This is a genomic window from Streptomyces solincola (assembly GCF_002982015.1).
GTDB classification, from domain to species: Bacteria; Actinomycetota; Actinomycetes; order Streptomycetales; family Streptomycetaceae; genus Streptomyces; species Streptomyces solincola.
In genome coordinates, this window is the sequence record NZ_PVLV01000147.1 from 1 (window position 1) to 11,399 (window position 11,399).

General features: G+C 71.3%; 11 protein-coding genes, 1 pseudogene and 1 CRISPR repeat array. Of the genes and pseudogenes, 11 read left to right on the forward strand and 1 reads right to left on the reverse strand.

Features of this window, described 5'->3' with window-relative positions; translation table 11 throughout:
- The 5 genes and pseudogenes from C6N75_RS30650 to C6N75_RS31075 all read left to right on the forward strand — a co-directional run.
- Window positions 1-235: pseudogene (locus C6N75_RS30650) on the forward strand (type I-E CRISPR-associated protein Cas5/CasD); the annotation flags it as partial.
- Complete coding sequence (gene cas6e / locus C6N75_RS11725; RefSeq protein WP_105868813.1) at window positions 232-882, forward strand: type I-E CRISPR-associated protein Cas6/Cse3/CasE; 651 nt, start codon at window positions 232-234, stop codon at window positions 880-882. The pseudogene C6N75_RS30650 and the gene cas6e, both read left to right, overlap by 4 nt.
- 56 nt (window positions 883-938) lie before the next feature.
- On the forward strand, window positions 939-1,898 hold the full coding sequence (gene cas1e, locus C6N75_RS11730; protein WP_105868814.1) for a type I-E CRISPR-associated endonuclease Cas1e: 960 nt from the start codon (window positions 939-941) through the stop codon (window positions 1,896-1,898).
- On the forward strand, window positions 1,898-2,203 hold the full coding sequence (cas2e, locus tag C6N75_RS11735; RefSeq protein WP_105868815.1) for a type I-E CRISPR-associated endoribonuclease Cas2e: 306 nt from the start codon (window positions 1,898-1,900) through the stop codon (window positions 2,201-2,203). Before cas1e ends, cas2e begins: the two co-directional genes overlap by 1 nt.
- 29 nt (window positions 2,204-2,232) lie before the next feature.
- Window positions 2,233-4,152: a CRISPR direct-repeat array (repeat unit 29 nt; unit sequence GTCCTCCCCGCCGACGCGGGGGTGCTCCG).
- 383 nt (window positions 4,153-4,535) lie between these two features.
- Entirely contained in the window at window positions 4,536-5,531 is a 996-nt protein-coding gene (locus C6N75_RS31075) for a DUF6292 family protein (RefSeq protein WP_258177362.1), read from the forward strand.
- Between the two features lie 317 nt (window positions 5,532-5,848).
- Here C6N75_RS31075 and arsM read toward each other — a convergent pair whose 3' ends face one another.
- Window positions 5,849-6,655 carry an arsenite methyltransferase gene (gene arsM / locus C6N75_RS11745; RefSeq protein ID WP_105868816.1) on the reverse strand — a complete coding sequence of 269 codons (807 nt, stop codon included), beginning with the start codon at window positions 6,653-6,655 and terminating at the stop codon, window positions 5,849-5,851.
- 104 nt (window positions 6,656-6,759) lie between these two features.
- Here arsM and C6N75_RS11750 point away from each other — a divergent pair, with 104 nt between their 5' ends.
- From C6N75_RS11750 to C6N75_RS11775, 6 genes are all read left to right on the forward strand, one after another.
- A complete protein-coding gene (locus C6N75_RS11750) occupies window positions 6,760-7,134 on the forward strand; it encodes an ArsR/SmtB family transcription factor (protein ID WP_105868817.1) in 375 nt (124 codons plus the stop codon).
- Entirely contained in the window at window positions 7,131-8,246 is a 1,116-nt protein-coding gene (gene arsB / locus C6N75_RS11755; protein ID WP_105868818.1) for an ACR3 family arsenite efflux transporter, read from the forward strand. The genes C6N75_RS11750 and arsB overlap by 4 nt, the downstream gene beginning before the upstream one ends.
- Window positions 8,239-8,658, forward strand: coding sequence for an arsenate reductase ArsC (locus C6N75_RS11760; RefSeq protein ID WP_258177363.1), 420 nt, complete (start codon window positions 8,239-8,241; stop codon window positions 8,656-8,658). The genes arsB and C6N75_RS11760 overlap by 8 nt, the downstream gene beginning before the upstream one ends.
- A 1,094-nt stretch (window positions 8,659-9,752) precedes the next feature.
- Window positions 9,753-10,160, forward strand: coding sequence for a DUF3846 domain-containing protein (locus C6N75_RS11765; protein WP_105868819.1), 408 nt, complete (start codon window positions 9,753-9,755; stop codon window positions 10,158-10,160).
- 75 nt (window positions 10,161-10,235) lie between these two features.
- Complete coding sequence (locus C6N75_RS11770) at window positions 10,236-10,679, forward strand: hypothetical protein (protein ID WP_105868820.1); 444 nt, start codon at window positions 10,236-10,238, stop codon at window positions 10,677-10,679.
- A gap of 9 nt (window positions 10,680-10,688) precedes the next feature.
- The gene (locus C6N75_RS11775) at window positions 10,689-10,958 is read left to right on the forward strand and encodes a hypothetical protein (RefSeq protein WP_105868821.1); all 270 of its coding nucleotides are present in this window, start codon (window positions 10,689-10,691) and stop codon (window positions 10,956-10,958) included.
- Window positions 10,959-11,399: the final 441 nt, after the last annotated feature.

Sequence of the window (11,399 nt, forward strand, 5' to 3'; positions counted from 1 at the left end):
CCCCCCGCCCCCCCACAACACCCCGCACAGCGCAACCGGCGCACCCGAGCCGGCCACCGGCATCGACGTCATCGAGGTCAACGACGTGCCGGTGAGCTTCCACCCCCACCACCGCGCCCACACCGGCCGCCTCCTGCACCGCACCGTCGAACCCCTGCCCCACCACCTCGCAGGCCCCCCGCACACCCTCATCCAGCGCCTGATCGACTACGCCCACGGCCAGGAAAACGCATGAACGACCACCCCCAGCTCGCCCGCATCCACCTCAACCCCCACAGCCGCGACGTCCACCGCGACCTGCGCGACCCCACCCAGATGCACCGCACCGTCATGCGCCTGGCCCCCGACGACCTCGGCGACGCACCCCGCCGCCAAGCCGGCCTCCTCTACCGCCTGGACGAAACCGACACCACCACCACCCTCCTCGTCCAAGCCACCCACCTCGACCCCACCCGCCTACCCCACGGCTACGGCACCTGCGAGACCAAAAGCCTCGGCCCCATGTTCACCGCCCTGCGCAAAGGACTCGCAGTCCGCTACCGCATCGTCCTCAGCCCCACCAAACGCGAGCGCCTCCCCCTCCAAGAGAAGGGCAAAAGGGGACGCGTCCTGCCACTCACCGGCCCCGACGCCGACCAATGGTGGCTGCGCCGAGCCGCCCAAGCCGGCCTCGACCTCCACATCCTCACCCCCACCGCCACCGAACCAGCCCGCCCCCGCGGACCCGGCGCCTCCGCCATGCGGCACAGCCTCACACGCTACGACGGCACCGCCACCGTCACCGACCCCCACGCCCTGCGCGACGCCATCACCGGCGGCATCGGCCGCGGCAAGCCCTACGGCGCCGGTCTCCTCAGCCTCGCCCCCGCGGCAACCGCGTGAGCGCACCACGACGGGGCGGCGAGGCGCGCAGGCGACTGGCCGCCCCCACCCTGGCCATGCTGCCCCGCGTCGCGGACTCCCTCAGCTTCCTCTACCTCGACATGGTCCGCGTCGTCCAAGACGACACCGGAGTCTGCGCGCAGATCCAGGTCGACGCCCACCGCACCGACCTCGTCTACCTCCCCACCGCCGCCCTGTCCTGCCTGCTCCTGGGCCCCGGCGTCTCCATCACCACCCCGGCCCTCGCCACCCTCGCCCGCCACGGAACCAGCGTCATCTGCACCGGATCGGGCGGCGTCCGCGCCTACGCAGGAATCCTCCCCGACTCCCTCACCACCCACTGGCTCGAACAGCAGGTCACCTGCTGGAGCGACCCCGAGCGCCGCCTTCACGTCGCCGTCCGCATGTACACCAAGCGGTTCCAGGACGCAGACCTGCCGGCCACCGTGAACCTCGACCAGCTGCGCGGCATGGAAGGCCAGCGCATGAAGGCCTTCTACAAGATCCTCGCCCAGCAACACGGCATCGGCCGCTTCCGCCGCAACTACCGCCCCGACCAATGGGACACCCAAGACCCCGTCAACCTGGCCCTCTCAGCCGCCAACACCTGCCTCTACGGCATCGTCCACGCAGCCCTGCTCGCCCTCGGCCTCTCCCCAGCCCTCGGCTTCGTCCACGCCGGCACCCAACACGCCTTCGTCTACGACATCGCCGACCTCTACAAGGCCGAAACAACCCTGCCCCTCGCCTTCGCCCTGCACAACTCCACCAACCCCGAGCAAGAAGCCCGCCGCCGCTTCCGCGAAGACCTCCGACTCCTACGCCTCCTCCCACGCATCGTCCGCGACGTACAAACCCTCCTCACCCCACCCGCAGCCACCTCAGACGGGCAACCCGGCGACGACGAGACCGACGACGAACCCACTGAGCGCCGAGACGTGCACATGGTCCATCTCTGGGACCCCAAGACAGGCGCACTGCCCGCCGGCGTCAACTACGCCACCGGGAGCGACTGATGCCCTCCATGGTCGTCATCGCCACCACCGCCGTCCCCGACCACCTCAGAGGCGCCCTCAGCCGATGGACCAGCGAAGTCACCCCCGGCATCTTCGTCGGCAGCGTCTCCGCCCGCGTCCGAGACGAACTCTGGCGCGCCGTCACCGAAACCGTCGGCAACGGAGCAGCACTCCTCATCCACCCGGCCCCCACAGAGCAGGGCTACGCCATCCGCACCGCCGGCACCCGCCGGAGACTACCCGTCGACTTCGACGGGCTGACACTCATTCGCATGGCCGGCGCACCGAAGGCAAAGGAAGTGTAAAGGGCTCCTGAAGCCGCAGGTCAACAAGAGTCCTCCCCGCCGACGCGGGGGTGCTCCGAGACCGCGCTGCGCCGTGCGATCCACGCCCTCGTCCTCCCCGCCGACGCGGGGGTGCTCCGCCGCCTTAGAAGCGGAATTCGCTCCGCGAATTGTCCTCCCCGCCGACGCGGGGGTGCTCCGCCGGACGGTTCGACGCCGGGGTCGGGCAAGCCGTCCTCCCCGCCGACGCGGGGGTGCTCCGACGGGGAGAGCTATCTGCGGTTGCCGCCGCTTGTCCTCCCCGCCGACGCGGGGGTGCTCCGGCGGCCTGACCATGGGAGCAGCACTGCATCTCGTCCTCCCCGCCGACGCGGGGGTGCTCCGTCGTCGTCTCCGGCGGGCCCCACCCCGGCACTGTCCTCCCCGCCGACGCGGGGGTGCTCCGCACTGTCGAACATCGCCCCGGGCGATGTCGTCGTCCTCCCCGCCGACGCGGGGGTGCTCCGTCTTCCGGGCCGGCGAGAGCTTCGATGACGTCGTCCTCCCCGCCGACGCGGGGGTGCTCCGTTGATCTACGCCTCGCAGGGCTGGAAAGCGTGGTCCTCCCCGCCGACGCGGGGGTGCTCCGCGCAGGCGGAGGCCCTGGCGGAGGTCGCGCGGGTCCTCCCCGCCGACGCGGGGGTGCTCCGGCATCGACCCCGGCGCCATCCCCGCCGCCTGGGTCCTCCCCGCCGACGCGGGGGTGCTCCGACGCCCCTCCCGGCCGTAGCCAGGAGGGGCGTGTCCTCCCCGCCGACGCGGGGGTGCTCCGGCGGCCATGGCCGCCCGGTACCCGGTGAGGCTGTCCTCCCCGCCGACGCGGGGGTGCTCCGACAGAATCGCGGCCCTCGCGCGGGCGATAAGGGTCCTCCCCGCCGACGCGGGGGTGCTCCGAGCCTCGACGCCCCAGGGCTGTCGACGCGGGTGTCCTCCCCGCCGACGCGGGGGTGCTCCGCATCTCACCGACTCCGAGGCGTCCGCCGAGGCGTCCTCCCCGCCGACGCGGGGGTGCTCCGTCAGGCCGAATGGGCGCCGACTCCTGGGGGCAGTCCTCCCCGCCGACGCGGGGGTGCTCCGGTCCGCATGCACGCAGGCCTGAGCACCACCGAGTCCTCCCCGCCGACGCGGGGGTGCTCCGATGGTCCAGGCCGGCATCCTTCCCGCGGATGGGTCCTCCCCGCCGACGCGGGGGTGCTCCGCCGCTGCCGGAGCAGGCGACGGCGGTCGTGCTGTCCTCCCCGCCGACGCGGGGGTGCTCCGATCCACTCCGTCCTGCTGGCCGCCAAAAGGCCGTCCTCCCCGCCGACGCGGGGGTGCTCCGCCACCGAGGCGGACCTGCAAGCCGCCATCGGCGTCCTCCCCGCCGACGCGGGGGTGCTCCGACCATCACCGGCGGCACCATCACCGGCACCGAGTCCTCCCCGCCGACGCGGGGGTGCTCCGCTCTACACCCGCGCCGGCTACAGCGAGTCCCGGTCCTCCCCGCCGACGCGGGGGTGCTCCGACCCGCAACCTGCGCGGCTTCGTCAACGCCCCGTCCTCCCCGCCGACGCGGGGGTGCTCCGGCCGAGCAGCGCGAAGGCCTGGAGTACGAGTTGTCCTCCTCGCCGACGCGGGGGTGCTCCGCTAGAACCCGGCTACGTCCACGCCCTGGTCACGTCCTCCTCGCCGACGCGGGGGTGCTCCGCTAGAACCCGGCTACGTCCACGCCCTGGTCACGTCCTCCCCGCCGACGCGGGGGTGCTCCGGTCTTCGGTGCCGCGCCGATGCGGCAGTGGCGGTCCTCCCTGCCGACGCGGGGGTGCTCCGTCACCACCGTCCAGGGCACCGTCACCCCGGCCGTCCTCCCCGCCGACGCGGGGGTGCTCCGTCCACCACGATCACGGTGAACTACGTGGTCTGGTCCTCCCCGCCGATGCGGGGGTGCTCCGCCGATCACTCGCTTTTCTCGGTCGGGTTCGCGGCGCGCCCGCGGCGCGGGGGACCGGCGAGGTACGAAGGTGGCTCAGCCGTCCCCTCGCTCGCGCCCGTCGTCTGAGCCGCCTGGTTATCGAGGCCAGTTGTGATGGGCTGGCAGGAGCTGGTGGCTTTCGCGGCCGAGTACGCGTGAACGTGAACGGCCGGCACCCTCAGTCCGCCGGAGCGGGTGGCACGGGTGCCGGCCAACCCAAGAACACATTCCCCGAGGGGTCCGCGTCTCGTGGTGGCGAGTGTAGCGGCCGGGCGGGCCGGTAGGGTGAGCCGATACCGTTTTCTTGAGTGGTTCGGTTGCTGCTGCTGAGGAGTTCTTCTCGTGATCCGTGTAGGACGTGGTGTGCGTACGCTGGCTGATCTGGCGAAGCAGCAGGGAGTGGCTCTCCAGACGTACCGCAACTCCCGGCGCCACCTGGCCGAGGGGTTCCCGGCGCCGGTCACCTCCGGCAGGGTCCCGCTCTACGACGCCGAGCAGGTCGACGCCTACCTGGCCGGCCGGCCGGTGCCCGCTGTGCCGGCGGTGGAGGACGACCAGGACCTGCTGGACCGTGACGAGGCCGCGGCGCTGCGCGGGATCTCCCCTCGCTCCTGGGACAAGTACCGAAGCGATCCGCAGCTCGCCTCCGTTGCGGTCAGGGTCGGGGGAGTGGAGCACTGGCCCCGCCGCGCCGTGCGGGAGTTCGCGCCGAGCCGCCGGTCGGGAGCGGCCGGCGGGCAGTGCGCGGCGGGCGGGCGCCGCCGCGGGGCGGGAGACCAGGTTCCGCGCGAGGAGCTGCCGGCCCTGGTGGCCGAGCTGCTGGAGGAAGACGCCGCGATCTCCGCGGCCGCCGTGGTCCAGGCCTTGGGCGTGCACCGCGACGCCGCGCAGTACGCGCTGTTGCGGGTGCGCGCCGAGCGGATGGCCGACGTGATGGAGGCCGACCCCGAGCTGACGCCCCAGCAGGCGGCGCAGCGCTTGGGCTATCCGGCCGGCCAGGTGCGGCGTGCTGCGGTTCGGGCGCAGACGGTGCTGCGCGGCCGGCGCGCCGCCGACTACCTCGCCGCGGTGCTCCAGGCCCTGGCCGCCGAGGGCTGGACGACGCAGCGCGAGATGGAGCTGCACTACCCGGCGGACGACGTCGTCGTCGCCTCCGTGGTCTTGGACGGGCCCGGGGCGCCGGACGGGGTGCCGGGCCTGGTGTGGGACGAGCGGGCCGGGTGGCGCGCCGCGGCTTCCCGCCGGCACCCGCTCGGCGCGGCGGCGGCGCAACAGCCGACGCCCGGTGCGGCCGGCTCCTTCCTGGCGGGCGACCTCACCCCCGACGCGGCGGAACTGATCAGAGCCGTCACCGCGTAACGGCTTCGGGTTCCACTTCCCGCCACGCCACGGCCATCGCGGACGCGCAGACCTTCTTCGGCCAGCTCCACCGAGTGCTGCCGGTCGCCGGCTAGGACGACACCCTGCCGACCCTCACCGGCATCCAGTTCACCTTGGGCAGCGGACGGGTCGTCATGTCCGCCACCGACCGCTACCGGTACGCCGTCGCCCACATTCCAGTGGCCACCGCCGTCCCCTTTCTCCGCCCCACCTCGGCTGCGAGAGCCTTGCGGCCCCTGCGGGATCCGGCGCCGCCGGGCTCGACCGATGATGACAAAACGGATTGAGGCAGCCGGTCAGCTTTCGCAGCAGCCGGCCGCGCCGTCCGTCTCATCCGACGCGGTGGGCAGCGCGGTGCGGGGCTTGGCGGCCTTGACGATGGCGGAGTGCATGCCATGGGCGACCTGGTGGGTCGGGGTGATCTCGATGTCCGTGAACCCTGCTGCTTCAAGCCCTTGCCGGTACTCGGCGAAGGAGAGGGCTCCGGCGATGCAGCCGACGTAGTCCCCGCGTTCGGCCCGCTGCGCAGGGGTGAGGCTGTCCTCGGCGACGACGTCGGAGATCCCGATCCGCCCGCCCGGGGCCAGAACACGGAACGTCTCCGCGAAGACGGCAGCTTTGTCGGTGGACAGGTTGATCACGCAGTTGGAGATGACCACGTCGATCGTCGCGGCGGGCAGCGGGATGGCCTCGATGGTGCCCTTGAGGAATTCGACGTTCGTGGCGCCGGCCTTCTTCTGGTTGGCGAGGGCCAGGGCGAGCATCTCCTCGGTCATGTCCAGCCCGTACGCCTTGCCGGTGGGGCCGACGCGGCGGGCGGAGAGCAGGACGTCGATGCCGCCGCCGGAGCCGAGGTCCAGGACGCGGTCGCCTTCGCTCAGGTCGGCGACGGCGGTGGGGTTGCCGCAGCCGAGGGAGGCGGCGACGGCTTCGGCGGGCAGGTCCTCGCGCTCGGCGCCGGTGTAGAGGGCGGAGCCGAAGTTGTCGTCGGTCTCGATGGCGGCGGGTCCGCAGCAGGCGCTGCCGCCCTCGGCGACCTGCACGGCGGCCGCGGCGTAGCGCTGGCGGACGGTCTCGCGCAGGTCGGGGGAAAGCTCGGTCATGGCAGACTCCTCGAAGACGGGGCCTGGCGAGGCCCTCACCGGGTTGCATTCGCGTTCTTCGATCCAACCTTGCGTCTTGGATCGAAGAACGTCAACATAGAAGTATGTCGAAACAAGAGTTGGTTGTACTCGGCCAGGACGAGGGCGGCTGCTGCCCTACGCTGCTCACGGAGCCGATGGACGATGACCAGGCCGTCGAGCTGGCGAAGGTGTTCAAGGCGCTGGGGGACCCGATCCGCCTGCGGCTGCTGTCGATGATCGCCTCGCCGGCCGGCGGGGAGATCTGCGTCTGCGACCTGACCCCGGCCTTCGAGCTGTCGCAGCCGACGATCTCCCACCACCTGAAGCTGCTGAAGCAGGCCGGGCTGATCGACTCCGAACGCCGTGGGACCTGGGTGTACTACCGGCTGGTGCCCGAGACCACCGACCGCCTGGCCGCGATCCTCACCCGCCCCACTGTCGCAGGGGCCGTTTCGTGACCGCCCCGCCCGCGAGGGAGTCCGCCCCGGTAGCGGGCAGGCTCTCGTTCCTCGACCGGTACCTCGCTGTGTGGATCCTGGCCGCGATGGCCGCCGGACTGGGCCTGGGCCGCCTCGTGCCGGGCCTGGGGGAGGTACTGGCGAAGGTCACGGTCACCGGGGTCTCGCTGCCTATCGCACTCGGCCTGCTTGTGATGATGTACCCGGTCTTGGCCAAGGTCCGCTACGACCGCCTGGACACCGTCACCCGCGACCGGCGCCTTCTGCTGCCCTCGCTGCTGCTGAACTGGACCCTGGGCCCGGCCCTGATGTTCGCCCTGGCCTGGGTCTTCCTGCCGGACCTGCCTGAGTACCGCACCGGGCTGATCATCGTCGGCCTGGCCCGCTGCATCGCCATGGTCATCATCTGGAACGATCTCGCCTGCGGCGACCGCGAGGCCGCCGCCGTCCTGGTCGCCCTCAACTCCCTCTTCCAGATCATCGCGTTCGCCGCGCTGGGCTGGTTCTACCTGTCCGTCCTGCCCGGCTGGCTCGGCCTGGAGCAGACCGTCCTGGACGTCTCGGTGTGGGAGATCGCCCGTTCGGTGCTGATCTTCCTCGGCATCCCGCTGCTGGCCGGGTTCCTCACCCGCCGCCTGGGCGAGAAGGCCAAGGGCCGCACCTGGTACGAGACAACCCTGATCCCGAGGATCGGGCCGTTCGCCCTCTACGGGCTGCTGTTCACCATCGTGGTCCTCTTCGCCCTCCAGGGCGACGCCATCACCTCCCGGCCGCTAGACGTGGCCCGGATCGCGCTGCCCCTGCTGGTGTACTTCGCGCTGATGTGGGCCGGCTCCATGGCCCTGGGCCGGGCCGTCGGCCTGGACTACCCGCGCGCCACCACGCTGGCGTTCACCGCCGCGGGCAACAACTTCGAACTCGCCATCGCGGTCGCCATCGCCACCTTCGGCGCCACCAGCGGGCAGGCCCTCGCCGGAGTCGTCGGCCCCCTCATCGAGGTCCCCGTCCTCATCGGCCTCGTCTACGTCGCTCTCGCCGCCCGCCGCTACTTCCCCCAACCCGCACCCGCGACCTCCACGCCCGCCGCCCGGAAAGGCTCCACCCGTGTCTGACCTGAAGCCGAAGCCGTCGGTGCTGTTCGTGTGCGTCCACAACGCCGGGCGTTCGCAGATGGCCGCCGCCTTCCTCACCCACCTCGCCCACGGCCGCGTCGAAGCCCGATCCGCCGGGTCCGCGCCCGCCGACGCCGTGAACCCGGCTGCGGTCACCGCGATGGCGGAGGCGGGCATCGACATGTCCGCCGAGACCCCGAAGGTCCTGACCCTAGAAGCGGTGCGGGCATCCGACGTGGTAATCACCATGGGCTGCGGCGACACCTGCCCGGTCTTCCCCGGCAAGCGCTACCTCGACTGGAAACTCGCCGACCCCGCCGGACAGGGCGTCGCAGCCGTCCGCCCGATCCGCGACGAGATCGAGCGACGCATCCGCGGCCTGCTCGCCGAACTGCTACCCGAGTCCGGCTGACCCCGCCCGCCGGCCGGCCCTGAGCGGCAGATCCAGATAACCGGACGACACCGCGGACCAGACCCCGGTGTCTTCTCCCAGAGATGGACCACAGAACCACAGGCGTGGCCCGTGACCAGCGGTGATGCCCACCATCCATAGACCAGAACCTGGTTCCCCTCCGCTCGCTGCCCCTGGTGTCCTTCACGAGGGCAGCCGGTCGAGGTCCTGGGCGAGATGACCGGGCTGGGCGGCGCCGAGCAGCGCCTGCCCCTGCTGATCAGCCTCTTCGGATTCGCCGCACTCTCCGCGGCGCAGCACGCAGACCCAGGGCGCAGCGCCCACTAAGGGCGCAGCACCCGCCGGGACGTGGCCCACATGACGCTCCAGCAGCCCGCATAGCGCCCAGGAGCGCCGCCGTAGTCCTAGGTGCGGCGGCGCTCCGGTAGGGCGGCTGGGTGGGCCCGAGCGCGTCCTTGCCGCCGTCCGCCTGCCCCCACCCCCTAGGAGTCGGCACGGCCGCACCCGAGCCCACCCAGCCGCCCTACCTCCCCCGGCGGCTATCAGCGGGCGCGCCGGGGCGCAGCACCGCCCTTCTCTGTCCCCGCGGAGCGGGTCGGTTCGCGGCAAGCCGCGAACGAATGGCGGGCCGCCGCTGGCGCGGCGGCGGTGCAGCGGCGGGCCCTGCGCTGCGCTTCGGACGGGAGGGCCGGGGCGCAGCACGGGCTATCTCTGTCCCCCGCGGAGCGGGTTGGGGCGCGGCAGGCCGCGCCCTTAGCGGGTGTCCGCCGCTGGCGCGGCGGACGGCGTAGCGGTCGGGCCCCTCCGCTGCGCTTCGGGGTGGCGGCAGCGTCTCCGGGCCCGGCATCGCGGCAGGCCGGTCCGCGGTGCTCCCCGGCCGGCCGGGATGCCGGGCCCGGATTGGTGCCGGTCCGCTGCGCTCCCCGGCGGGTCGCCCGCGCTTGTCGTCATGGTGGTCACCCGTATGGGTTGAGCTGCAAAAACGGGGCCGTTCAGGACCCTGACGGTAGCAAAATGCGGTACAGTTGTCTTGTTGGGAGGCAGTGGCAGCCACCCAACAACCCAAGATCACCCAACCCCAAGGAGACACCTCCATGCCCAAGGGCACCGAACACCCCCACGCCCTTCTGCTACGCCCGGACAGCACCTTCGAGGTGCTGGACTGGCCGAGCAGCGGAAGCGGCCTCCCCACGCTGTACCGCGCCATCGAGTGCACTGCCGTCGATGTCGTCCGGATCACTCCGGAACTCGACATGTGGCTGAACGACGAAGGCATGATCGACGGCACTCCGATCAACCGATGGGCCACCGCCGTCTACGCCGCCCACCGCCCGCCGCACCAGTGGTACCACGGCAACGTCGTCCTCACCGGCGGTGCCGACAGCCACGGCAACACCATCGGACTCACCGACCAGCAGGTCATCGACCTGACGGCGGATCACCTCGACATCGCGATCAGCCTGATGGCCGTGAAAATCCCGACTCAGCGCACCAAGAAGTAAGACCACCCCTCAAAGCGGCGGGAGGAGTGGCACCTCCCGCCGCGCCCAAGGACAACCCGAAAGGAAATCGCGGGAATGTATCTTCTGCGTGTGCCGACCCAAGACGACGGAGAGCGGGCCCTCCGCATCTTCGACACTCTCATGAGCAAGGCGGAGGACGGGACACATAATGTCCTTCTCTCTGTAACTGCGGTGCTTGGTGGAAATGCCGTGCAGGAATTCCAGTTCAAGCAACAGGGCAGTACGTTCCACGCGGACCCCGAGCAGGCACTCGAATTCGTCCATCTACTCGCCATTGCAGTCACCGGCGCACACGCCGGTGGGATGGTCATGCGCTCGGTCAGCGCGGACGGGGCGGAAGAGAACGTGTACGGGTGGGCAATCAGGGCGGGATGCGGAGACCCGCGACCGCTCAACCGGGCGGAAGTCTTCAACGCCTACTGCACCGACGCCGAGGGGGAGCCCATCGCCCCCGAACCCGGAGTCGGGTACAAAGACGCGCCGGTAATCCACATCTAGGGCGGGAACATGCTGTTCACATTCGTGGGAGACTGGGCAAATCCGTGCAGGAATTCCCCCAGTGACCCGTTCGTCATCGTCGTAGAGGGCACGGAGCACGTCGACGCCCTTCTCAACGCGGCCCGTGTCATGCTCGAACGATTCCCCATCCTCCGCGACTTCGTGACGGAAGAGGAATTCTGGCTCCACGACATGGGAGCGGTCCGCTTCGCAGAGTTCTACGGCGACAAGACCACCGAACTCGTCCATGGTGAGAACTACCTCATCATCAGGGAGTGAGTTCCCGCCGCCTGTAGGAGCCCACTGGGCCCCTACAGGCGGCGGCAAATTCCAGCCTCTACACAGTGAATCGTGATTCCTTCCCCCTCCCCGGCGGGCCACATTCACCACCCGCCGGGGAGGGGGAAGAAACTCCAATCCGTGCACAGTCGCAGACGTGATGCATCGTCACCCCTCTCTTGCTGTTGCTGCCCCGGCGGAGCCGGGTGGTTGAGGCCGGGAGCGCAGCGGACGGCCGGCCGATCCCGCGAGCGGGATCGGCTCGGGGCGGAGCGCAGCGGAGTCCCGCACCCGGGCCGCAAGTAGCCCGGGTGACGCCTCCCGCTTGCGGGAGGCGTACTGCCCCCGCAAGCGGGGGCAGGTGGCGGCGCGTCAGCGCCGCCCGGATCCGCATCAGCGGATCCGTTCGCTTCCTGTGCGGCTTGCCGCACAGGGTCCCGC

Bases quoted from the DNA above. Each gene is read 5' to 3' on its own strand.
- cas6e (WP_105868813.1), top strand. From the start codon at position 232: ATGAACGACCACCCCCAGCTCGCCCGCATCCACCTCAACCCCCACAGC.
- cas1e (WP_105868814.1), top strand. From the start codon at position 939: ATGCTGCCCCGCGTCGCGGACTCCCTCAGCTTCCTCTACCTCGACATG.
- cas2e (WP_105868815.1), top strand. From the start codon at position 1,898: ATGCCCTCCATGGTCGTCATCGCCACCACCGCCGTCCCCGACCACCTC.
- arsM (WP_105868816.1), bottom strand. From the start codon at position 6,655: ATGACCGAGCTTTCCCCCGACCTGCGCGAGACCGTCCGCCAGCGCTAC.
- C6N75_RS11750 (WP_105868817.1), top strand. From the start codon at position 6,760: ATGTCGAAACAAGAGTTGGTTGTACTCGGCCAGGACGAGGGCGGCTGC.
- C6N75_RS11765 (WP_105868819.1), top strand. From the start codon at position 9,753: ATGCCCAAGGGCACCGAACACCCCCACGCCCTTCTGCTACGCCCGGAC.
- C6N75_RS11770 (WP_105868820.1), top strand. From the start codon at position 10,236: ATGTATCTTCTGCGTGTGCCGACCCAAGACGACGGAGAGCGGGCCCTC.
- C6N75_RS11775 (WP_105868821.1), top strand. From the start codon at position 10,689: ATGCTGTTCACATTCGTGGGAGACTGGGCAAATCCGTGCAGGAATTCC.